Source organism: Pseudomonas sp. GW822-FHT02D10, assembly GCF_058802345.1.
This window is the reverse complement of sequence record NZ_JBXAOB010000006.1, coordinates 78,698-102,480: the sequence shown is the minus strand read 5'-3', so window position 1 is coordinate 102,480 and position 23,783 is coordinate 78,698. Positions and strand designations below refer to the sequence as shown.

Annotated in this window: 21 protein-coding genes; 7 read left to right on the top strand and 14 right to left on the bottom strand. The window is 51.2% G+C overall.

Annotation, left to right across the window (positions count from 1 at the left end; all coding sequences use genetic code 11):
* Positions 1-475 precede the first annotated feature (475 nt).
* The 5 genes from AC1RPZ_RS12045 (at position 476) to AC1RPZ_RS12025 (ending at position 3,459) form a co-directional block, all read left to right on the top strand.
* Positions 476-1,381: a phytanoyl-CoA dioxygenase family protein gene (locus tag AC1RPZ_RS12045; RefSeq protein ID WP_493137248.1), complete on the top strand. Its 906-nt coding sequence runs from the start codon at positions 476-478 to the stop codon at positions 1,379-1,381.
* Positions 1,382-1,445: 64 nt separating this feature from the next.
* The gene (locus AC1RPZ_RS12040) at positions 1,446-1,898 is read left to right on the top strand and encodes a flavodoxin domain-containing protein (protein ID WP_493137247.1); all 453 of its coding nucleotides are present in this window, start codon (positions 1,446-1,448) and stop codon (positions 1,896-1,898) included.
* Positions 1,895-2,206, top strand: a complete 312-nt coding sequence (locus AC1RPZ_RS12035) for a hypothetical protein (protein WP_493137246.1) — start codon at positions 1,895-1,897, stop codon at positions 2,204-2,206. The genes AC1RPZ_RS12040 and AC1RPZ_RS12035 overlap by 4 nt, the downstream gene beginning before the upstream one ends.
* A gap of 257 nt (positions 2,207-2,463) precedes the next feature.
* Complete coding sequence (locus AC1RPZ_RS12030; RefSeq protein WP_493137245.1) at positions 2,464-3,075, top strand: cytochrome P450; 612 nt, start codon at positions 2,464-2,466, stop codon at positions 3,073-3,075.
* 180 nt (positions 3,076-3,255) lie between these two features.
* Complete coding sequence (locus tag AC1RPZ_RS12025) at positions 3,256-3,459, top strand: hypothetical protein (protein ID WP_493137244.1); 204 nt, start codon at positions 3,256-3,258, stop codon at positions 3,457-3,459.
* 1,073 nt (positions 3,460-4,532) lie between these two features.
* On the opposite strand, the gene AC1RPZ_RS12020 is transcribed toward AC1RPZ_RS12025, so the two are convergent.
* From AC1RPZ_RS12020 to AC1RPZ_RS11990, 7 genes are all read right to left on the bottom strand, one after another.
* Positions 4,533-5,102 carry an MFS transporter gene (locus AC1RPZ_RS12020; protein ID WP_493137472.1) on the bottom strand — a complete coding sequence of 190 codons (570 nt, stop codon included), beginning with the start codon at positions 5,100-5,102 and terminating at the stop codon, positions 4,533-4,535.
* Between the two features lie 264 nt (positions 5,103-5,366).
* Positions 5,367-6,053, bottom strand: a complete 687-nt coding sequence (locus tag AC1RPZ_RS12015) for a TetR/AcrR family transcriptional regulator (RefSeq protein WP_493137243.1) — start codon at positions 6,051-6,053, stop codon at positions 5,367-5,369.
* A gap of 77 nt (positions 6,054-6,130) precedes the next feature.
* A complete protein-coding gene (locus tag AC1RPZ_RS12010; protein WP_493137242.1) occupies positions 6,131-7,597 on the bottom strand; it encodes an APC family permease in 1,467 nt (488 codons plus the stop codon).
* A 228-nt stretch (positions 7,598-7,825) separates the two neighbouring features.
* The gene (locus AC1RPZ_RS12005) at positions 7,826-9,007 is read right to left on the bottom strand and encodes a cytochrome P450 (protein WP_493137241.1); all 1,182 of its coding nucleotides are present in this window, start codon (positions 9,005-9,007) and stop codon (positions 7,826-7,828) included.
* A 13-nt stretch (positions 9,008-9,020) separates the two neighbouring features.
* A complete protein-coding gene (locus AC1RPZ_RS12000) occupies positions 9,021-9,449 on the bottom strand; it encodes a flavodoxin domain-containing protein (RefSeq protein ID WP_493137240.1) in 429 nt (142 codons plus the stop codon).
* 36 nt (positions 9,450-9,485) lie between these two features.
* Positions 9,486-10,778: an FAD-dependent oxidoreductase gene (locus tag AC1RPZ_RS11995; RefSeq protein ID WP_493137239.1), complete on the bottom strand. Its 1,293-nt coding sequence runs from the start codon at positions 10,776-10,778 to the stop codon at positions 9,486-9,488.
* Between the two features lie 759 nt (positions 10,779-11,537).
* Positions 11,538-12,755, bottom strand: coding sequence for a DUF3422 domain-containing protein (locus AC1RPZ_RS11990; protein WP_493137238.1), 1,218 nt, complete (start codon positions 12,753-12,755; stop codon positions 11,538-11,540).
* Positions 12,756-13,210: 455 nt separating this feature from the next.
* Between AC1RPZ_RS11990 and iolG the strand changes: the two genes are divergently transcribed.
* Together iolG and AC1RPZ_RS11980 are read left to right on the top strand one after the other, a co-directional pair.
* A complete protein-coding gene (gene iolG / locus AC1RPZ_RS11985) occupies positions 13,211-14,203 on the top strand; it encodes an inositol 2-dehydrogenase (protein WP_223507686.1) in 993 nt (330 codons plus the stop codon).
* A 25-nt stretch (positions 14,204-14,228) separates the two neighbouring features.
* On the top strand, positions 14,229-15,191 hold the full coding sequence (locus AC1RPZ_RS11980) for a Gfo/Idh/MocA family protein (RefSeq protein ID WP_493137237.1): 963 nt from the start codon (positions 14,229-14,231) through the stop codon (positions 15,189-15,191).
* A 151-nt stretch (positions 15,192-15,342) separates the two neighbouring features.
* On the opposite strand, the gene AC1RPZ_RS11975 is transcribed toward AC1RPZ_RS11980, so the two are convergent.
* The 7 genes from AC1RPZ_RS11975 to AC1RPZ_RS11945 all read right to left on the bottom strand — a co-directional run bounded on the left by AC1RPZ_RS11975 (position 15,343) and on the right by AC1RPZ_RS11945 (position 23,739).
* Positions 15,343-16,617 (bottom strand): NAD(P)/FAD-dependent oxidoreductase, encoded by a 1,275-nt coding sequence (locus AC1RPZ_RS11975; protein WP_493137236.1) that lies wholly within the window; start codon positions 16,615-16,617, stop codon positions 15,343-15,345.
* 318 nt (positions 16,618-16,935) lie between these two features.
* Positions 16,936-18,546 carry a purine-cytosine permease family protein gene (locus AC1RPZ_RS11970; protein WP_493137235.1) on the bottom strand — a complete coding sequence of 537 codons (1,611 nt, stop codon included), beginning with the start codon at positions 18,544-18,546 and terminating at the stop codon, positions 16,936-16,938.
* 387 nt (positions 18,547-18,933) lie between these two features.
* The gene (locus AC1RPZ_RS11965; RefSeq protein ID WP_223507682.1) at positions 18,934-19,821 is read right to left on the bottom strand and encodes an alpha/beta fold hydrolase; all 888 of its coding nucleotides are present in this window, start codon (positions 19,819-19,821) and stop codon (positions 18,934-18,936) included.
* Positions 19,822-19,863: 42 nt separating this feature from the next.
* Positions 19,864-20,637, bottom strand: a complete 774-nt coding sequence (locus tag AC1RPZ_RS11960) for an SDR family NAD(P)-dependent oxidoreductase (protein WP_223507681.1) — start codon at positions 20,635-20,637, stop codon at positions 19,864-19,866.
* Between the two features lie 179 nt (positions 20,638-20,816).
* The gene (locus tag AC1RPZ_RS11955) at positions 20,817-22,253 is read right to left on the bottom strand and encodes an NAD(P)(+) transhydrogenase (Re/Si-specific) subunit beta (protein ID WP_493137234.1); all 1,437 of its coding nucleotides are present in this window, start codon (positions 22,251-22,253) and stop codon (positions 20,817-20,819) included.
* Positions 22,250-22,606: an NAD(P) transhydrogenase subunit alpha part 2 gene (locus tag AC1RPZ_RS11950; RefSeq protein ID WP_493137233.1), complete on the bottom strand. Its 357-nt coding sequence runs from the start codon at positions 22,604-22,606 to the stop codon at positions 22,250-22,252. Before AC1RPZ_RS11950 ends, AC1RPZ_RS11955 begins: the two co-directional genes overlap by 4 nt.
* An 11-nt stretch (positions 22,607-22,617) precedes the next feature.
* On the bottom strand, positions 22,618-23,739 hold the full coding sequence (locus AC1RPZ_RS11945) for a Re/Si-specific NAD(P)(+) transhydrogenase subunit alpha (protein ID WP_493137232.1): 1,122 nt from the start codon (positions 23,737-23,739) through the stop codon (positions 22,618-22,620).
* Positions 23,740-23,783: the final 44 nt, after the last annotated feature.

Here is a 23,783-nt window from a genome sequence, read left to right as displayed (position 1 = left end):
AAATAGGACTCGACCAGATCAAAATTAAAAAACCACACCCATCACACCCCGTCATAACGGATACAAGACGAACCACCCGCCTCAATCTGGTATCCCTATACGGCTCACAATCATCCTTTACGCCCGCCTCACCCAGCGCATCAAAACGGGGCCTTCGTGCTGAGATGTGGTGCATAAACGATGCCGTACACCTATGCCCACAACCTCAGCTCTCAAAGCCCGAGCGCCCGTCGCGCTCAGATGCGCGGCGGCATTTGATTGCCGCGCGATACCACCTGTAATTCTTATAACAACATGAAATCAAAGGGTTAAATCACTATTTGGCGCCGTTGGCCGAGGCACGTCCATCCCCTACAGGCCGAGCCCAAGCTCCAAAGTGGCATACCCCTTGCTGCACCCTAACGAACGTTCGCTAGCGTTCCGTTCCAAACGTTATCGCTGCGACTTAATCCACAAATGCCGGTTAGGAGTGTTTATGTCGCTTATCCACCTTCCTCACGATGCCTCGGTTGACGACGTTGTCCGCTGCCTGGACGCCGAAGGCTACTGCATCATCGACCACGCCGTCTCTGAAGAGGTGGTCGATGCGATCAATGATCAAATGCAGCCCTACATCGGCGCGACCGATGACGGTACCAATAACGCACTGGGTAAGCAAACACGCCGCAGCGGCGCCATCATTGCGCGTTGCCCGGCTGCGCACCCACTGATCATGCACCCGGCGGTGTTGGGTGCCACCGAAAAATACCTGGGCCGTAATGCTTCGAAAATTCAGCTGCACCTCACACAAGTGATTTCAATTGGCCCAGGCAACAAAGAGCAATTCCTCCACCGCGACGAGGGCTGCTGGGAATGGTTTGATCATTTCCCACTAGAGTTTCAAACCCAGGTCAGCACCATCTGGGCACTGGATGATTTTATCGACGCCAATGGCGCTACTCGTGTCATTCCAGGCAGCCACAAGCACACAAAAATCCCGACCGATTTCGGCTTGGCAGACACGGTAGCGGTGGAGATGAAAAAGGGGTCGGTGCTCATTTACTCCGGAAAAACGATTCACGGGGGCGGCCCGAATAGCACGGATACCTGGCGCCGTGCGCTTAACGTTGACTACTGCATCGGCTGGCTGCGCCAGGAAGAAAACCAATATCTGGTGGTTCCTCCTGAGCTGGCCAAAAAACTCCCAGAGGATATGCAGCGGCTGATCGGCTATGACTTCGGTGCGGCTGCACTGGGCTATGTCCGCGAATTCGAAGACCCAATTGTCTCGCTGTACCCAGAGAGAAAAGGCGACGGAAAGATCTTCATGCAGTTGCTGGAGAAAGCCTCGGCCTACTCCGAGAACGCTAAGGGCGTATTTGACTTCGTTTCGAAACAGTAAGCGGCTGCGGCCCTGCAGAAAGGCCGTGCTCTTTCTTGGATGCAGTAAAGGCAGGTAGTTAAAGATGAGTGCTTATATAGTTTTATTCGGAACAGAGAGTGGTAACGCGGAAGTCATTGCGGACGATATCGTCGACGCGCTGGCTACTCAAGGACTGCAGGCTGTCGCCATTCCCATGGACGAGTACGCCGTTGAAGATCTGTCACCCAGCGAGCGTTATGTGTTCATTACCTCGACTTACGGTGAAGGCGAACTGCCAGAGACTACACAGCCGTTCTTCGATGCCTTGAAAGGCGTGACGATCCTCGCCGGTGTCGAGTTTTTCGCGTTTGGCTTGGGTGACAGCACCTACGCGAATTACAACCGGGGCATTCATATGCTGACCGATAGCCTGCAAGGCCTCGGCGCTACGTTGATCGGTACCATCGGCATGCACGATGGCAACAGCGGGGTGACCCTGAGCAGTGCCGCTCACACCTGGCTTAGCCAAAGTTTCCAAGGGCGGACACAGGCATGAACATCGACCACGACTTACTGCCTTGGGGCAATTCGGATTTCCGGAAAAACCCGTATCTATGGTATGCCCGCCTTCAAAAAGAGTACCCGCTCTATCGCGAGAACGAAAAAACCTGGGTCATCACCCGCTACAGCGACTACATGGAGTTCGTACGCCACCCGGCGATGACAATAGTCGAGCCCGAATGGGTTGGGTACTACCCATGGCGCGCGATCGAGAGCACTGTCCAGGGCGTAGAAGGCGCTGATCACACGCGCCTGCGTCGACACAGCAACAAGTGGTTTACGCCCAAGTTGGTGAAGGAATGAGTGAAGCACGCTGCAGAGATTACCTTGGAGTCGCTCAAGCATGTGGATGCCCACGGCTATCTGGAGGCACATCATCACCTCTGCGTCATGCCATCACACGTGACCATGTGCCGGGTTCTGCAGGTTGACGAAGGGGATGTCGACAGCGTTATTCAGAACACCTCAGGATCGTCGGTGCGCAAAGTCCCACGCCCACGGATGCGCACAAGGCCAGGGCGATCGAAGGGTTCGAATTTCTCCTCGGCAAATGCCGGGCGATGAGTGCGACCAAGCGCGAACAACCCGGAGATGGCCTGCTGGACGCCCTTCTGAGCGCTCAAGATAAAGGAGAGCTCAGTGAGAAAGAGGTGCTGGAAACACTTCTGTTGTTCTATTTCTCAGGTGCTCCAAACCCTGCGTTCCTCCTTGCATCGATCCTGGATCATTTCACGCGCGAGCCTGCGCTGCTGGTCATGTACCGTGAAAACCCCGAACAGCGCTCTTCCATGATCAACGAGTTTATCCGGCTGCATCCTCCGGAAATGTCGTTTGTTCGCTTCCTGACCGAAGACCTGGAAATCCATGGCCAGTTGTTGCCACGTGGTTCCTACTTGCGCTTCATGACGGCAGCGGTAAACCGCGACCCGACAGTATTCACACAACCGCATACCTTAAATCCGTTGCGCGGTGGCCAGGAAAGCCAGCAGATGTCGTTTGGCATCGGTGCGCATTCTTGCGCGGGACAAGTCATTACGCGTGCGGAGGTTGAGACCCTCTTGAACATCATCACTGAGTGTTACAGTAGGATTGAATCCGCCGGTGAGCCGCTGACGCTAAGTGACGACCGTATACGGAACTACTTGGAACTGCCGCTGCGTTTTTTCGCATAACGCCAGCTCCCGATAATAAATAGAGAGTGCGTTGCCAGACTTCAGACTGACCCCTTGGTACTCGATCTGTATTGCCTGATGCAGATCCGAATGAATAACCCAAATTTCGGAGTGGATCTAAGTACGATTTCGTTGCAGGCGCTACTGCCTGAGACTTAGAAAAAGAAACTTAAAGGCACCATGAGCACGACGGAAATCGTCTGTTCGGTGCTGGCCTTCAATGGCCCCTTCTTGGTCGTGACCGGGTATGCCCCGGTGATCTTCGGGGTAGGCCACACCCTCGGTGTGCCGCTTATATTTTTGCTCTGCGGCGTGCTGTTCATGTTGTTTGCCGTGGGCTTCACGGCAATGGGCCAACACCTTGAAACCCAACTAGACGCTTAGCTTCTAACTCGTGTTGTTTCACTATGGGGTAACGGGGCGATCCCCGAGCTGATGATTGCTTGGCCCGTCGCTCATCCCATCGCGCTCAAGTGGCCCCGCTGAGTCCCTCAATATGTCTAGATGGATTGCGTTCAACTGCTATGAAGCGTGAGGCACACTTAGATATGAGAGGCCGTGACCACGAAGCTCCTACAGCGTTGTTGTTCGTTCGAGAGCAAAGAAAGTTTCAGAGCAGCACGATGGTTACCTGGATATCAGATGACTACCTTAAAGCGCCCAGCATGGTTTACTCAGGCCTCAAGCAATTGATCATTGGCTGTGTGTCATTGTGAACCACGAGGTACAGGGATGGCACGGGGGCGGCTTAGGGGCGTTGGTGTCAGATTACGCTCGCGAGAATGGAGTCTGGCGCCAGCTGGTGATGCGATTCAATCAATCTAATGCTTCTCCGACACTGAGCAAGAGGAGCATAATCTCACGCGAGCTGGGCCCATCCTTTTCCCGTTCCGCCCCCCTCGAATACCGAAGTGCGCTGGAACAGGTATGTGCGATGTGCAGGTGCATTTGTTGCCTTCAGAGGGCCAAGAATTTTCTAGAATTGCCTCTGCAGATTTAATCCAAGGCTATCTAGCCCCTTCCTTGTTGAAAAATCGTCGTGTGGAGATGTAATAAAGGAGGCACGCAAGCATAGCCATGCCTCCGCCTACATATCCTGGAGACGTCCAGCCATAGCCCGCTTCGATAATCATCCCACCGATCCATGGGCCTAGTTCGTTAGCAAAATTTAGCGCTGCATGATTGCTAGCCGCAATGAGAGTCTACCCGTGCCTGCTTACGTCCATAAGTCACATCTGCAGAGCCGGGGACAGCGCGACCATGCCGCCTAGCAGCAGCGTTCCAATTGATACGCCAATCCGGCTTGATGCTAAACTGGGGAAAAAAAGGATCAAGGCTATGGCGGACGCTATGAGTACCATGAGAACCGCTTGGTAATTGTACCTATCGTAAAGCCAGCCCCCTGCGTGATTACCTACCATCGTGCCGAGGCCAAAAAGCATGAGCATTGGCGCAACCTAAGTTGCGCTCAGGTGAGTCACCTCTTTCAGGATCGGTGCCAGATAGCTGTAGACTCCGAACATCCCGCAAAAGCCGATTGATGCGATAGTCAATGCAAACCAGACCTGCCAATTCCTAAAAGATGCTACCTCGTCACTACATCTCAGAACTCGTTCCTGTTTGACGCTTGGAGCGTGACGATGGATGAGCACCAGGCTGAAGCATGCAATAACAGCAATGCCGTCAGAAACGATCCGCCAGCCGTAATTTTGCCCAATCCAGGTTGCGCCAAGAGTTCCACCCAAGATGGCAAATATAACACCGAGAAGAATTCGACTGATCGCTTCTCCACGCTTATGAAAAGGAGCCATTGAAGCGGCCATTACAGCAGCAAGCCCAAAGAACGCCGCATGTGGAAAACCTGCAAACACTCGAGTTATTAGCAGAAAATAGTAGGAAGGTGACAACATACTTAAGAGGTTCGCCATCATATAAATCCCGATCAACCAAATGGCCTGCGATCGTTTATCAAACCTAGCGCCGACAAAGACCATCACTGGAGCGCCAATCACAACCCCCAATGGCATAACCACTAATTAAACCTGCAACTTTGGTCTCTGGCAGCTCAAAAGACTCCGCCATTGTGGTTATAAGTCCCATCAATGCAAACTCACCAGTGCAGTTGGAAAAAAATCGACAAGATCAAGCCGAGTTCAACCAAAAAACGCTGCTCAGAAAAATAGAATTTAGACGCAGCAGTAAATCTACGAAACCTTGACATCAATCACACCTTCTCCAGCTAAATTGCGAACATTTACGCGTGACTCATCACTGGAGAAGCAATAAGCACGTTACATACCGATTATCGATCTTGATATACGCTTACTGTAATCAACTGCTTCATCCAGGTGCTCCTGACTTCCATTCCATTTCCACCAAGAGCCCACAGCATCCAAAGTTTTCCTGAGAACCCTAGAACTGAGGTCTACATTAACGTAGCCTAAATCTTGAGCGATCGCGCTGTACATATAATCACAGAAGCTTTCCCAGCTCTCGATCTCAGCCTTTAACTGTTGCGGCAGTAAACCAGCAATTCTATCTGTTGCGATTAATGCATCCCACATATCATTCTCTGGACGACGAAGTTGCTGACTCACATGAAATTTAATTAGACATTCCCAGTATTCCTCTGGACTTTCGCAAGACGAAAAAACGTCTTTTAGAGCGTGTGCGAAATTACTGTAGTGCCACCTCATGGCTGAGGCTAGGACTTGATCTCTCCCGTCTGGAAAGTGAGAATATATAGTGGGAGGCTTGACCCCAGCTGCCGCCGCCAAGCCCCTCATAGAAACATTAGCTATGCCTTCACTAGTCGCCACCCGCAAAAACGAATCAAGAATAGTCTGCTTGCTCTTAGTCAAAGCGCTCCAATCGAACCCCCTTAGAAAACTCTCGAGCTGGCGGAGCATTTCCGCAGAATTTAGACCTCGGTTCATCATTACACCATTGCGAAAGTAGTTTATTTTCTCAACATGCATGAATACTCCCGCCAGCTCTACATGTCAAGGCAGGATCGAACGAGTTCACGCTCGATCCAACTAAAGTGTGACCAGCCTCAATGGTGGCTGCGACCCAACTTATTATATGTATCTGGGTGCAGTTTTTTATAAATCTGCGCTAATCCCATCCCCACAAGCTGAACCACACCCAGGCTGTAAAGCATCCATGTCCGCTCACCCGGTTCGCCCCCCACTAGAAGCTCGAAGTTTTTTGCCACCAAAATTACCAGCACAAGAAAGAATGCGGAAGATACAATGGGCGCAATCAAAGATTTAATTAAACTCGCACCTGCCTGCTTGCCTTGGCAAAAATACCAGGACAGTGCAGAAAAATTCACAAGCGTCAGCAGAAAGATTACACCTGCGGTGCCAACACCAGAAAGCTGCCCGTAAAGTAAGTCAGGCTTAACCTCGAGTGTTATGAAAGGTAGCATTACGGCCAAAACCATGCCAGAGACCACCATCGATGCAAAGAATGGGGAACCATGCTTAGGGTGAACCTGCTTTAAGGGTGCGGGAAGAGCACCGTCCGTACCTAGATTATACAGATAGCGAGTTAGCACATTATGGATCGAGAGAATGCTGGCAAAAGCCGATGTCAAGATCAGCGCAGAAATTAACACATGAAACTTGCCAGATACGAACTTTGCAAAAGCGTCATTAAACATTGTTGCAGGCGAGCTTGTAGAGACACTTATGATATCGAGACCATACACTCTGACTAAAGCATAGGCGCAAACTGTATAAATCACTCCGATAAATACAATGGCGCCATAGGTCGCGATCGGGATCGTCCTATCTGGCAATCTTACTTCATCACGGAATAAGGCTGTTGCCTCAAAACCCATAAAAAAAGATACGACGAACAACATTGCAAACGGCAGATTAACGCCTGGAGTTTTCAAATATGAAGGATCCAGCGGGACTGCAGCGCCCACAGTGGTATCACTCCCCCCCCAGAAGACACCACCCACGAAAAAAAAGCAGACGACGATCTCACACACCATAACCCACGTTAATACCTTTGCAGACAACTCGACATGGAGATATCCGAGAATACCGACAACCAGCCAGCACCCGATTGAATACCAGTACCACGGGTATGCTTGTCCGCTGATTTCCTTGTGCAGGTCTGCGCAAGACACACCAAAATAAGCTGCCACTCCAGTCAAAATTAGGAAATAAGAAACTGCCGCCATAAGGCCAGAGCCAAGTCCTGCACTTTTGCCTAGGCCGTATGTAATGAATGCATAGAAGTCACCTGGACGTTTGACTTCAGCATTGAGAGTAATATAACCCACACCAAACACTAAGATCATTAGCGTTACAAATATAAACGCCAGTGGACTTGCTACTCCGCCGAACATAAGCGCAACTGGTATATAGCCAGACACCGTAGTCAGCGGTGCCGAAAATGCTAGAACGGTCAATGCCAAGCTAAAAGCGCCCATCTGACCGGTCAATTTTGTATGGCCCGTGGGCGATGAATCTCTAATCGCCTTAGCCTCAGCTGTCATAGTCATGTTTAACTCCCATCCGATCCTGATTGATTAATGTTTGGCAGAAATGGGCAGTAGATTATTGTTTTATATATAATTCGAATAAACTTCCAAAATCAATATTTTCAGTGCGACTTTAACAATTGCTTTAATATGAGCCAAAGCTCTAGCGATACAACCAGACCTCATATGGCACCCCTTATATACTGAATTATTCAGCTGCTGTAATATCGCTAGAGGTCTAAGATTACTTCAGGCTTTTAGAAACAACGGCAAGGTTAAGTAATTACGGATCCGGTCATCGTTTAGCGTGACAGGCTCATCCGCTAGTTCGATGCGTGTGTAGCGTTCGCTCAACACATTTAGAGACGCTTCCACTTCCGCCCGACTGATCACCTGACCAGCACATGTATGTACACCAACCCCGAAAGAAACATGCTGGCTTGCCTCTTGAGGGCGACGATGATCGAAGTGATTGGGCCTTTTGAAAATGGTTTCGTCCCTATTCACTGCGGCTGTCATAAATCGAATGCATGATCCAGCGGGAATATGAACCCCACGAATAACTACATCCTCAGTAGGATAACGGGTAAACGACTGCTCTGGAGGATTTAGGCGAATGAATTCGTTAATCATGGCCTGGCGTTGCTGCGGTTCTTTTCGGTACAAATCAAAGAGGTGAGGCTGGCGCGCGAACGTCTCCAAGATTGAAGCTAGCAGGTAGGCAGGATTTGGCGCACCAGAAAAATAAAACAGCACCAAAGTTTGGATAACTTCTTTATCAGACATTTCCCCTTCAGCTGCCAGCTTGATCATAGCATCAAGAAGTCCGTCTCCCGGACAGACTTTTTTGGCTTCAATCATGCCCAAGCACTTTTCAAACAACCATTCAAAGCCATCTCGAGCGCGGTTCTTATCCGCCTGGGTAGCAGCAGGCGTCTGCATGCCAACAATTTTAAGTGCGTTGATCGTCGCGAGTTCGATATCGTCCTCGGCAACCCCAAGCACTCTGCACATCGTTACATGGTTAGGTACGACGCAAAGGTTGTGATGGGCCTCAATGTACCCATCAGCCTCTACCGATTGAAGTGCCTGCTCTGTTACCGTTGTCGTATGTTTTGCCCATTCCTTAACCAATTTTGGAGTGAACCATTTATTGGTATGCCTGCGAAGCGCGGTGTGTTTCGGCTGATCGTAAAATAATATGGTATCTAGGAAAACATGCCAATTATGAGGTTTGACCCAGCTGGGCTCTTTCATGCTCATGGCAGGGTGCTTTACAAATTCGACGTAGTCCTCGTACCGCGAAACCACGAAGGTAGTGTCATTTTCTTGATACACAGGATATTCACGCTGTAGCCGCGCGTACCATGGATAAGGATTCCTGCGAAAATCAATATTATCCCAGGGAAGCACTTCATGTGTGATGTTCATAGACGTCTTCCAATCAAATGTAGGTTGCTTTAGCCCATTCGGTTGCAACAGTTGTTACTGACATACCGCTAGCAGCATCGTGACGTCCAGTCACGCCAACCTGTCGAGCGCCTAAGCCAACAAAGTGATTAACAACGACATCAATTGCGTTGTTATATTTTTTGTAGGTGCTATCACCCAAACCGAAAGCAGCGAAATTGAGGGTACTGAGATTAGGTGTTGACTGCTGAAGCGCATCAATGAACGGTGCAGTCGTTTCTGGAAGCTCTCCTTCACCGTAGGTCGAGGTAATGACTACCACATTGGCCATCGAAGCCAAATTCTCGACCGGTATATCCTCCATGGAGATGACTTCAGTCTCGAAGCCACGCTCGCTGAGCGTGGCGGCCACGTCATCGGCCGCCATTTCCGCGTTGCCACTTTCGGTACCGAAAATAATCATGACTTGGCTCACTGTGATTTAACTCCCCTTAATGGTTTAGACAATCAATGCCGGCATGTCCGACACTGGTTCCGCTCGATCATCTACGTCGTGTGCTAATCTAAGCATCACTCGCATTTCTGTAACTTTTCTACGGCACCGCTCGACGCCTGCGGTCGCTAACTCATATTTGTCAATTCGTTTCCATCCATTAAAGTTAACGGCAGTGATAGGTAGATCTTTTCTCAGGGATTCATATCCAACCTTACGAGCCACTATTAATCCATCATCAAATTCACTAACGATAGTTTCAGCTACTGCTCTGGCATCTTTCCTATTCTCTGCGACTGTCCCTTGCGGCCCTCTGTGGTACCATCCCACTTTATATATGCCTGGCTCACAGCTATAATCAGGCGGCAAAAGGTTACTTTCCACAGCTGCATTGTCAAAACCAATTGCCGTGACAACTGTGTCGACTTGAAGGGAGGACTCAACTTGACCGCTATTTACCAAAAAAACCTCAGCACCTTTCCCCCGCTGGTCTACTCTTACCGGAGTGGCATCAAATACGAAATCCAGAAAAATGTTGCTATTAATTTGATGTTGGCTGGCCCTCGCGCTCCTCAATACAGCTTCGACAATCCTCCCCTGCTCGTCCTCCTCAATTCCATGCACCGAGACCGAAAGACCTGGAAGTGAAAGAAGCTCTTCCACCATCGACAGATCGCATTTCGCAACCGTCGCTTTAGATCGGCTCACGACCGTAACCCTTCGTACCTGCTCAGTACCAAGCATTGCACGCGCCTCGTCTGATACATCGGAGCCTGATAGATCTTGATCGCGCTTCAATATAAGTCGTGCAACATCAATTGCGACATTTCCGGCACCAATCACGCAAACATCATTGCCTAAGCGACGCTTGCTCCCCTGCTTAAAAGCCAACTCATTCATCTGGGGATGACCATTTAAATATTTCAGCAGAGTACCCGCCCCCAATATTGGCGGTTCCCCGGTAGTCGCAACCTTTAGCTTCGTATCACTGCCGAGGCCGATCGCGAGTACAACTATGTCGAACGCAGCGACAAGCTTGTCGTAGGCGATGTCCCTGCCCACAGATACATTGCCGACGAATTTCGTGCCGGGTCTCGATAACACACGCTCAAACTGCTGGATCACCGATTTACTTCCTTGGTGATCTCCTGCGACGCCGTAGCGCACGAGCCCATAGGGCGCAGGTAGGGCTTCAAGGATGGTGATCTGCACCTCAGGCCACTTCTTTTGAAGGGCTTGCGCCACATAACAACCAGACGGGCCACTACCTACAATCGCCACAGTCGGGTATCGACTCATGTATGCACACCTCCCGTAAATCGATGACATAAAACTAGACCTACGCCTAAACTCAGACTCAATAAATTAAACGTACGAACATTCGTTCGCCTCGAATAGAAAAGCATTTTGCGTGCCATATTGCTCTGCGCATCAAATACACGATCGAAGCCGGCTGCTTGTTGGTGGATTGCACCACGATGAAGCTGTGAATAACCTCTGCGCACCTATTAAGTGCCTAGACACTAGGTTGCTTAGCGCTATACCCCGGGGCGTTGGACGTAGCAACCTCACGCATCGCCCAGTAGTGCCCAACTAGCTAGTCTGCCCCGACATCAAAAGGGTACAGGGCCACTAGCACGAGCTTGACCTGTGAGCAATGAGCAATGAGCAATGAGCAATGAGCAATGAGCAATGAGCAATGAGCAAATTTTGCCTATTGCATTTCTTAAAAGTTCCGTTGACGCAGGTCAATCCTGGCGTTAAGGCGATCGTGTCCGGTAGGAACAGGTGCACTCATTTGCTCCCAATGCCTGAATTCTGAGGGTGCATTCACTGGACACTTTGTTGCTGCCGCTGACCGGGACTGCTAGACATACTTATCAACGCTCCACACTTGGAATGCACCGGCCTAGCTACCTGTATAAGTTCTTTGAGCGAGGAGGCCTGCATGACACGCCGCACAGACCGCGCCCGATACAATTTCCAGCCTTGCTCAGTCGCCTCGACTCGATAGGTTTGCATCAGCCTGCCATCTTAAGCGGAGTAAAATTGGTTGCTTCAATGCTCTTTGACCTTCTTGATACGGAGCACAATCAACGTAAGGATGGCAATGGCGAGAGGTGTTGCGCCCACCAAGGCCTCTCGCTGAGACAACGGCACGCCGAGTAGATGCAAACCCGAGTAACCAAGCTTCAGCAAACTGAGTAAGTAATAGGTGATGGCGATAATCGACAGTCCTTCTACCGCATGCTGAATCTTGATTTGGGCATCCGCACGGGCATTCAAGTTTTTAAGAATTTCCGAGTTTTGCTCCTCCATTTCCACCTGGACTCGTGCCTGCAGCAGATCGCCTAGGTTTGCCACGCTTTTAGCCAAGTGCTCCAGTCGCTGTTCAGTCGCCGAGCAGTACCTGACCGTTGGTTTGAACCGACGCTCGATAAACACCCCGAGGCGCTGACAATCACCTACGTGACTTTCACGCAACTCACCCAGTCGCTCGGAAACCAGTTGTGCATAGGCCTGAGTAGCGCTAAAGCGGTGACGGGTCTTCGCACTACTGCTCACCACCTGGGCCGAAAGGTTGGAAATATCAGTGAGAAGAGCTTTCGCATTGTCTCCATCGACAACGGCGTTACGCTCAGAGAGGGCCACCAACGTCTTCTCATAAATATCGAGCTGCGGACTCAAGGTCTTGGCCGTGGTCAAGGATAACGAGGCCATCATCCGGTAAGTTTCGATTTCCAAAAGGCGGCGTATCATCCGCCCCTGACGGTAGGCATTCAGGTGGCGATTGATGAACAACATATGGTTGTTTCCATCCTTACTGAGACGAAAATCGCTCCAAACCACTGCATCACCACCACCTACGCACGAGCCACACGGATCCTTGAAACCATAACGGGACAGATCCAGGTCGATCTCACCACGTACTACGATCTGCATTGAGTTGATAAGCACTGGCAAAAGTACTTCGACCTTTTGCGCCAATGCCTCAGGCAAAGTTGTCCAAGTCAGGTCACCCCGGGATGAAGTGACCACCATAGTCAGAGTAAAAAACTCAGCGTGGCGCTCCCATTTCAGTGCGTGGCCATCGAGTTGGGTAATGCCTTGGGTGGGATTCAGATCGAGGTTGTCAGGGAAGCACCTCAGCAGAAACGTATTGCACTCTTGATCACTACCGAGGAACGCCAGATGAAACACATGAGCTGGCTCATCGAAGTACAGTGACGGGCGTGCGTGCAGCTCGTTGTGAAGGTTTTTACGTAGCGGATGCATTCTGGAATGACCACGCTGTAGTTGAATTAGCATTCGCGATCAGTGGTAACCCATTGCTCGTGAACGTAGCCAAACGCTGATCGGCCTACGGAATACCAAAGCATGCCGCCATTTAATTGCACCGGCCTAAGGACTTTACAGCCCTAATTCAGCGACCAACACTATATAAATAAAACATAGCCATCAGCAGAGCTAATTTTTAGCTGTGAATGTTCAGAGCACAAACTTATAACCGTCAACACTTTTGAAAAACACAACTGCAGTAAAGCACGCTCAAACCAACACGCCAACCACTAAATAATAAAACCGACAAACGAAACAACACTGAAAACTTAAACTTTTCACAGCTCATAAAAAAATACGATCTCAGCCACTATTGATGCCGTTAATCAGCACTGCCACCCTGACACAGCCTGCCGAAACAGATCCAACCAACAAAAAAAGAGACTTTCATAATGATCAGAGTAGGAATACTCGGCTGCGGTCGAATTGGAAATGTACATGCTGCGAGCTTGCTTCAAATCCCGTCCGCTAAACTCGTTGCGGTAGCAGATGCAGTGCCAGAAGCCGCGTCGACTTGTGCAAAACGATTTAATGTTGAGGCACGCTCTGTTGAGGACATCATTTACGGAGCTGACATCGATGCAGTAATCATCGCCTCACCATCACCCACTCACTTCGATCTGATTCACGCTGTCGCAGACGCCAAAAAGCCAATTTTCTGTGAAAAGCCGATAGACATGTCGTCTGAACGGGTGCGGCTGTGCATTGCAAAAGTTGAGGCAGAAGGCGTGCCATTCATGACCGCGTTTAACCAGCGCTTCGATCCTCATTTCGGTGCCCTTCAGCAACGCCTGGCGTCTGGTGAAATCGGTAACGTGGAAACAGTCACCATCACATCCCGAGACCCTGCCCCACCACCGATCGAGTACCTCAAAGGGTCTGGTGGGATTTTCCGCGACATGATGATTCATGACTTCGATCTCGCTCGCTTTCTGTTAGGCGAAAATCCCACTCGGGTCTTTGCGACCGGTTCAGCGCTAGTCGATCCTGCCGTTCGAGAGGTGGGTGACGTCGATACTGCAGTTGCAGTGCTGATGACCAAGTCGGGAAAAATATGCCAGATATCCAACTCTCGTCGGGCTACCTATGGTTACGACCAAAGACTTGAGGTGCATGGATCTGAGGGGATGTTACGTGTCTCAAACGTGCATGAATCACTGGTAGAGAGTGCGACCAATACGGGCTTCTCGATGCCTGTCGCCAAACCATTTTTCCTTGAACGCTTCGGCCCCGCATATTTGGCTGAGATGCAGCACTTCATCAACTGCATCACTAACGGCATTGCCCCCACCCCTAACGCCAACGACGGCTTATGCGCACAACTGATTGCTGATGCGGCAACAGAATCCCTAGCGCGCGGTGAACCCGTCGACATCAACTACTGATTGCAACAGAACAGGGGGAAACAGAATGAAAGTAGGAATTCTTGGGCTCGGTAACGTAGCCGAACTCCACGTTACTGCCCTGCAGGAAATTGATCCCGCAGCCTACGTCGGAGGCTGGGGTAGGACATCTGCGAAAACCGCTGCGTTTAAGGAGAGGTTTGGCGGAGAGGTTTACGCTTCTCCTCAAGCACTCCTGGCAGATGAAAGCATCGATGCAGTGTTCGTGTGCACAAATGCCGAAACTCATTTCTCTTTAGCAAAGGAAGCTTTACTGGCTAAAAAACACGTCCTTCTAGAGAAGCCAATCTGTGACACCCCAGAGCAAATTCGAGAGCTAGCTAGCATTGCGCAAGTAGTGAACAGGGTCTGTATGCCTTCGCACAACTATATCTATGCAGAAACAATGCGGCGAGTTAAAGCCCATATAGACAAGGGACATTTGGGTGACATTCTAAATTTTTGGGCGATTTACAATAAGCGTCACCCCGCTGAAATGGGGAAGCCCGATTTAACAATGCACGAATTGATGATCCATCATACCTACAGCATGCTTTACTTCCTGGGCCGCCCGCAGCGGGTCTTTGCTACAGGATCAAATGTGCATTTCAATGATCCTCAAGCACAAGACCAGTTAATGATCGTCGCTGAATATGAGAACGGTACCATTGCCAACCTATGGGGCAGCTTCTCAGCAGACGACCGCAGTCGTGAACCATGGTCGGTGTACTTCAAACTCATTGGTAAAGCTGGTTCGACCGTCGTTCCCTGGGACACCATGAGGTTTGGAGAGGCAAGGCTGCCGTTCTGGGACGATGGGACTTACTGGGACAGTTTTTACCAAGCCCAGAAATTCTTCCTTGGAGAATGCTTGGCGGAAGGCAAAGCACCGTTGTCAACAATGAATGATGCCTACGATGCGGCAGTGGTAATGGACGCCGCCCGTCAATCCATTCTTCAAAGACGCTCAATCGAAATCAACTACGACTAGAGCTCTGGGTGAATCGCCACCATCGGTGCGTTCAGCACCAAGGGGTACATGTCTTTCTGTACCCCTTGGTGCTGAACGCACCGAGGGTATGATCAAGTCAGTCCTCATGACTGTCAGACAGGCATCGATAAATATACGAGCACTGCTTCATTTAATGCAGCTTAAGCCGAGGCCGCGTCTTACGCTGTAACCACTCGGCAAACGCCTTAAGTAGCATCCGCGGGGCCCCGTAGAGTGATGCTTGGTGCAACCGATAAAGCGACATGTAGAGGGTTCGTGCGAAAAGCCCTTCTGTGACCTTCTTGTATCCAAGCAAGCCGGTCAGCGTACCTACAGCATTGAATGACGCCATCGAAACGAGAGTACCGCGATCTTCATAATTGAATTTCAAAGGCGATCCTCCGGCAATCAACCGAGACAAGCTCCTGCTAAGCATTTCAGCCTGCTGGTGAGCTGCTTGTGCTCGAGGTGGAACAAATCCGCCCCCCTCGTCCGAAATTGGGCATGACGCACAGTCGCCGATGGCAAAGATTGATTCATCTAGAGTCGTCTGCAATGTGCGGCGTACCAGGAGCTGGTTGATCCGGTTCGTCTCAAGCCCAGCTAGTTCTTTGAGGAATGCCGGTGCTTTGATACCAGCAGCCCAAATCGTCATATCTGCACTGACGATGCTACCGTCAGCTAAACGTACGCCCTCAGCAATGACTTCCTTCACAGCCGTGCTTACGCGGACATCGATACCAAGATCAGTGAGTCCGGAATGGACAGTTTCGCTTACGTCTTGATTGAGAACAGGGAGAACGCGCGGCCCGGCCTCCACCAAAGTTATCTTTAGGGTTGACGGTGAAGCGTGACGAACACCATATCCCTCGATAATACGAATGGCATGCTGAAGCTCTGCACACAGCTCAACACCGGTCGCTCCCGCTCCCACAATTGAAATTCGCAGAGGGGTAGATTTGTCCGTGGCATGTGCACGCATGTAACGAGAAAGAAGCAGCTTGTGAAGCTTCTCAGCCTGGGCGCGACTATCCAAGAAATGGCAAAACTCCTGAACACCTAGAGTCCCAAAATCGTTGCACTGGCTGCCAACCGCCATAACCAAGGTATCGTATTGAATCTCACGCACCTCGGAGTTCGAGGACTTAAACGTTATGGTTTTCTGGTCACGATCCAAGTCAACCATACGACCATATTGGAACGAAAAATGATTCCATTTTGCTTGAGCGAAGTAGTTGAGCTCATCAATGCTTGGATCCAGTGATCCAGCAGCCACCTCATGAAGTAATGGCTTCCAAATATGTGTCAGATTTGCATCAACCAACGTGATCTCGGCGTTTTTGCGCTTTCCGAGTGTTCTCCCAAGTTTAGTCGCCAGCTCAAGTCCACCTGCTCCACCACCAACAATTACAACCTTATGCTTCATCATCTCACCTAAGACTAATACAAGCGCTGATGCTCACAAAAAAGCCAGCCGCAGTAATTCAGCTAAAAATGGCAGATAGCGAAAAAATAAAAAATTGGGATCTTATTTATTTTTTTTAAAAAACAATCGATTCAACACTCAATCAACCGCAGAAGTTGTTTTAGTAAAAGCTCGACAGCATAAAACCTCATCCTGAAAACAGGATAAGGTTTACGGCCAAACACAAATCCAAGGACAGCTGAGTTTCAGTTTGTGAGATGGCTCACCCAATCTCAGGTTACGAGATGAAGTGGCCATCCAACTGATTACTAATCACTTCTATCTCAAGCCTTCCACACCTGACTGATTTTTTGACAGCACACTCAACTGATGAGATTCAAGTTTCACGGATTTTAAGAAGTTCTGATTTCCTTCAGCACACCCAGTGCAGATGGCTTGCTGACTTGCCGACGGATCCCTGTCCATTTCAATGGCACTGTAAGAGCGATCGCAGACATGGCACTCAATGTGCTGGCACCACACATCCTGCACTTCCTCACGAAGCTCAGCCAAACGCACAAGCGGACGACTTTCCGCTAATTTATTGATAATCCAATAGCTCGAAGCTGCGAGAATCGCGATCAGTATTGGCGCGATCTCCACATACCAGGCGCCCTTATCTCCTAACTCGATCAACGATATTCCGACAGCGGTTGATAATAGAATTGCCCACGCACCAGGCATGATTGCCTTCACTCTGCCAGGCCGGAACTCGTCACTTTTGGGGTCTGGATATAGAGCGTAATGAGTCAGGAGAATCGCGACCCAAGATGTAACTGCAACACCCTGCCATGCCAACGCTTTGAGCAAATAGCTGAAGACATTTGTCAGCATCAGTAGGTAAACACATGCACCGACGAACAGTACCCATACGCCTCGAGACCATCGCAGTCCGAGTCCTCGCGCTGCAAACCCTGCCATATTTAAAGATGCCATATAGTAATTAGCGGTGTTGATACGAGTTTGGCTGATCAGGATGAATAACAAACCCACCAAGCCTGAAGACTTCAGTACTGCTTCAGCTATCCCTTGCTCACTGGCCTTCAGACCAGGAAAGACGGTGTCCATAATGAAGATGCCAGCCAGTCCGTTTACAGCATAGAGCGCAAAGTAGAATAGTGGCCCGAAAGTGATAACTCCATGGAATTTTGCATCCTCAGGCTTGCCAAATCGAGAGAACTCTGCGGTAACCATCATGTTAACGCAGATTCCCATGTAGACAATGAACGCCCACAACCACCCGGGCATACTGGTATCCAACGAAGGCTGTATAGAGAGAAAGTCTGTCGAAAACCCAAAGCGGTTGCCCGCCATTACAATAATCAACAGCAAGCCTCCAACATACAGCGGCAATAAAGCTCCGTTGAGTTTGTCCATCCACACTTGTACCCCCCCCATAACGAGCGGCATAGCATAGAGAACCACCAACAAATACCACCATCGAATGTCACTGTCTGGTGCAAAATACTGTTGAAATGCAACAGCGATGATAGAGCCTTCAAAAACTGCGTAATAAATTGCAGTGACAGCAAACAGCAGCGACGAAATGATTGCGCCTGCGTTACCGAAAATACCTCTGGAGAGCAGGGCTACCGAAAGTCCGTTTTTTATAGAACGCTGACAGATAATGTAGTTTATCAATCCGTAGAACAAAATCGACAATCCAATGCCAATCAATGCACTACGAGTTCCAACTGCCTGCGCTACAGCCACGCTAATATAAAGATAGAACAAAGCACTGAGCACCGACCAAGATGCCATTGCCAGACTCCAACGGCCAGATCGCGCGGCGAGAGGAACTACATGCCGAGAATAGTCTTCTGCCGATTGCTCGGTCAACACTCGCGGGTCATCATGATAACTCACCTTTATCTGGCTGACATTCGTCATTATTCTATCCCCTATTATATATATCCAACTTACCAAAAGCTTCGCAATAAAATCCCGCGCTAATTACTTCCACGTACTCTGAGATTTTTACGTGAGGTGCGCCCATATCTCGCCGAGGAGTCTAAAGCGCTGCACGAGATTGTTTCTGGATCATTTTGGGACACAAAAAAAGCGACTCACGGCGGCAGCCGCGTGAGAAGACAATTAATCAGATAAAAAGGCTAGGAGCCGCAGCAAGACGAACTCCTAGCAAAGCCATGTAAAGCGTAGAATGTCCCTATGAAGAGCCTGCAGCAGTCTCACCACTGACACGTTAACGACTGACCTTTCCCCAAGCCGCTAACGTTCAGTAGACATCCTCTTGATCAGTGCAGCCCCCGTAAGGCGTCACAGATCAGAGAAGTACTTCACCAGTTCGTTGACCAGCTGCTCAGGCTGCTCTTCTGGGATGTAGTGACCGCTGCGCACCATGGTGCCGGTGACATTAGTTGCGATTTTTTGTAGCTCACCTACCAAATCAGGCATCGAGCCTTGGTCGGCACGCACCGCGAGGATCGGGACTTGCAACTTGCCTTTCTTGGTCAGCTCCCGGTTCTGGTCGGCGGACACGGACATGGCGCGGTAGTAAGCCAACCCGCCCTTGAGTCCATTGAGCTTGAACACACGCAGGTATTCTTCAAAGTCGTCTTGAGTGAAAATCTGCGGGATTGCAGCTTTGCGCTGCAGATACCATTGCAGATAAATGTGCTCACGCCCTTCCAACAAGGCTTCTGGCAAATCTACAAGGTTATGGAATCCGCAATGCCAGGTGCGCCAGGCGACATTGGCGGCCCAAGGAAGGTTGTCAGGCAAACTGATTCCTGGAATACCACAGTCCAAAATAGCCCAACCGGTGACCTTGTCACCGTAGTTTGCGCAATAGGGGTAGCTAACCCAAGCACCAAGATCGTGCGAAACTAATGAATGCTTATCTACCCCGATCTTGTCCATCAGACCGCGCAGAAGGCGAGCGATATTGGCGGTATCACAGTTGGCAGGACGATCCGAATCACCCTGACCAGGGAGGTCTGGTGCAATAACGCGATAGTGTTTACCCAATTCAGGTAGTACTTTACGCCAAGCATACCAACTCTGCGGGAAGCCACAGACCAGCACCATCACTTCGCCATCTTCAACGCCGCCACTGACGTAGTGCATACGCACGCCATCTACGGTTTCAAAACCGCGTTTGAAACCTTCGACGCCACAATCAGGCCATTCACGCTTGCTAAACATCATGTTCACCCTTGCGAGTTTTAAGATAGGAACCGCTATTATTTAGAACGGGTCACGGGCAGCAGCTAGCCAACCACCATCCATGACATACTCACTACCGTGAACAAAGTCGGCTTCATCCCCACCTAAAAACGCGGCCAACTTGGCAATTTCGCTTGGCTGACACCAGCGGCGTGCAGGGAATTTTTGAAGAGCTGCGGCCATATCAGGAGAGTTCACCGTGACAGGATCAGCCATGGCCAAAGGTGTAGCGGTAGCACCAGGGCAAATGGTATTGACTCTGATGCCACGAGCACCATATTCGAAGGTTAGCTGCCTAGTGAGGCCAATCACGCCATGTTTCGAAGCCGTATAAGCGGTGCCACCACCAGCTGCACTGAAACCTGACGTTGAAGACGTATTAATTATCGCGCCTTTCTTTTGCTTGAGCATTTGTGGAATTACAGCGCGGGCCATAAGGAAAGGCCCAGTCAAATTCACTGCAATGACTTTATTCCACTCCTCTAGCGACACTTCGTGCGCAGTGGCATGACCATCGAGAATCCCAGCGTTATTACAAAGCAGATCGATACGGCCCCACTTCTTAATAACAGCATCGATCGCTTCTTTTACACTTTCAGGGTCACTAACATCCACACGATGCGCAAAAGCAAACTCAGGATTTGTCAGTTGAGCGACAGATTCTTCTGCAGCCTTCAGATTTATATCTAATACAGCAACATATGCTTGGCGAGAAACAAACTCGGCAACCATTGCCCGCCCCATTCCTGACCCTGCTCCAGTAACAACAACCACGCGATCTTTATAATTGTTCATAGTGCGCTCTCAGTCGAAAATTAGTTCATTCGAACAGTTACTAAAAAATCCCTTACATCATCCATAAGGCTCGTTTGATATTCAGCGATCCAATCGACGTAGTCCAATCTCCATTTGCGATATTCGGCGATAAGCTATTGTTATCACCGAGCGGGGCTCGGACTGATGGGCTCAGTGAACTACGCAACCGCCTTGACCATATCCTCAATAGTCTTTTTCGCGTCGCCGAACACCATCATGGTCTTGTCTAGGTAGAACAGTTCGTTGTCCAGGCCGGCATAGCCGCTGGCCATCGAGCGTTTGTTGACGATGATGGTCTTGGCCTTGAACGCTTCGAGAATCGGCATGCCAGCAATCGGCGATTTCGGATCGTTCTTCGCGGCCGGGTTGACCACGTCGTTGGCGCCCAACACCAGTACCACGTCGGCCTGGCCGAACTCGGAGTTGATGTCTTCCATCTCGAACACCTGGTCGTAAGGCACTTCGGCCTCGGCCAGCAACACGTTCATGTGGCCCGGCATACGACCGGCCACCGGGTGGATCGCATATTTCACGGTCACGCCGCGATGGGTCAGCTTCTCGGTCAGTTCCTTCAGCGCATGCTGAGCACGGGCCACCGCCAGGCCGTAGCCCGGAACGATGATCACGGTGTCGGCGTTGGTCAGCAGGAAGGTCGCGTCGTCTGCCGAACCGGATTTGACCGGGCGCGCTTCTTTCGAACCACCAGTGTCACCCGCATCCGCGCTATTACCGAAACCACCGAGCAGCACATTAAAGAAGGAACGGTTCATCGCCTTGCACATGATGTACGAGAGGATCGCACCGGAGGAGCCCACCAGCGAGCCGGCGATGATCAGCATCGAGTTGTTCAGCGAGAAGCCGATACCCGCCGCTGCCCAGCCGGAGTAGCTGTTGAGCATCGACACCACTACCGGCATGTCGGCGCCGCCGATCGGGATGATGATCAACACGCCCATGACGAACGCCAGTGCCAGCATCAAAGCGAAGGCGCTGAGGTTGCCGGTCAGCATGAAGGTCACGCCCAGCGCCAGTGTGGCCAGGCCCAGCAGCAGGTTCAGTTTGTGCTGACCGCTGAACTGTACCGGTGCGCCCTGGAACAGGCGGAACTTGTACTTGCCCGACAGTTTGCCGAAAGCGATCACCGAACCGGAGAAGGTGATTGCACCAATGGCCGCGCCGAGGAACAGTTCCAGGCGGTTACCGGTCGGGATTTCGTCGCCCAGATGCTGGACGATGCCCAGGGACTGCGGCTCGACGACAGCCGCAATGGCAATGAACACCGCGGCCAGGCCGATCATGCTGTGCATGAAGGCGACCAGTTCCGGCATTTTGGTCATTTCAACGCGTTTGGCCATGATCGAACCGGCGGTGCCGCCGATCAGCAGGCCGACGATCACGTAGACGATACCGTCATGGGCCAGTTCGGCACCGAGTTTGTAGATCAGACTCACCGTGGTGAGGATCGCCAGGCCCATACCGAGCATGCCGAACAGATTGCCGCGGCGCGAGGTGGTTGGGTGCGAGAGCCCCTTGAGCGCTTGGATGAAGCAGACCGAGGCGATCAAATACAGGGAAGTAACCAGGTTCATGCTCATGCTTGTTGCACCTCAGCCTTGACTGCTTCGGCCTTGGCTGCCGGAGCCTTTGCTGGAGCCGCTTTCTTCTTGAACATTTCCAGCATGCGCCGGGTGACCAAGAAGCCACCAAACACGTTGACCGCCGCCAGCGCCACGGCCAGGGTGCCCATGGCCTTGCCCAGTGGGGTGACGGTGAGGGCGGCGGCGAGCATGGCGCCGACAATGACGATGGCGGAGATCGCGTTGGTCACGGCCATCAGCGGGGTGTGCAGCGCAGGTGTCACGTTCCAGACCACGTGGTAGCCGACGTAGATGGCCAGCACGAAGATGATCAGGTTGTAGATACCGTGAGAGATCAGCATGTCTTCCATTGTTTTTATCCTCAGCCGTTCTTGCGCACGATCTGGCCATCGCGGCACATCAGGCACGCGGCGACGATATCGTCTTCAAGGTTGATGTCGAACTGGCCTTCCTTAGTGAACACCAGTTTCAGGAAGTCCAGCAGGTTGCGGGCGTACAGCGCCGAAGCGTCCGCCGCGACCGCGCCGGCCAGGTTGGTCGGGCCGACGATGGTCACGCCGTTTGCGACGACCACCTGGTCGGCCACGGTCAGCGGGCAGTTGCCGCCCTGGGCGGCCGCGAGGTCAATGACCACCGAGCCCGGCTTCATCTGCGCCACGGTTTCCGCGCTCAACAGCGTCGGCGCCTTGCGGCCCGGAATCAGCGCGGTGGTGATGACGATATCTGCCAGTTTGGCGCGTTCATGCACGGCCACGGCCTGGCGTTGCATCCAGCTGGCGGGCATGGGGCGCGCGTAACCGCCGACACCGACGGCGCATTCACGCTCTTCATCGGTCTCGTAAGGCACGTCGACGAACTTGGCGCCGAGGGATTCGATCTGCTCTTTAACCGCAGGACGCACATCGGACGCTTCGATCACTGCACCCAGGCGCTTGGCCGTGGCAATGGCCTGCAAACCGGCCACACCGGCACCGAGGATCAGCACTCGAGCGGCTTTCACGGTACCTGCAGCGGTCATCAGCATCGGCATGAAGCGCGGATAGTAATGAGCGGCCAGCAGCACGGCTTTGTAACCGGCGATGTTGGCTTGCGAGGACAGCACATCCAGGCTTTGAGCACGGGAGGTACGTGGTGCAGCCTCCAGCGCGAACGCGGTGATGCCGCATTCAGCCATCTTGGCGATGGTTTCATTGCTAAACGGGTTGAGCATCCCCACTACAACGGCGCCACGCTTGAACAGCATGAGCTCATCGTCGTTAGGTGCGACCACTTTGAGGACAAGGTCAGCGCCAAAGGCATCGCTAGCCTCCCCCACACTGGCACCAACGGCCTCATAAGAGCTGTCCGAGATACTGGCTGACAAACCGCAACCTCTCTGAACAACAACTTGATGGCCAGAAGCGACAAGTTTTTTGATCGTTTCAGGTGTCGCAGCAACACGCGTTTCGCCAGCTGCAGTCTCTAATGGCACTCCGATATACAAAAAAAATACTCCCAATAATTTACTTTTCTAGACAGGTTTTTTTA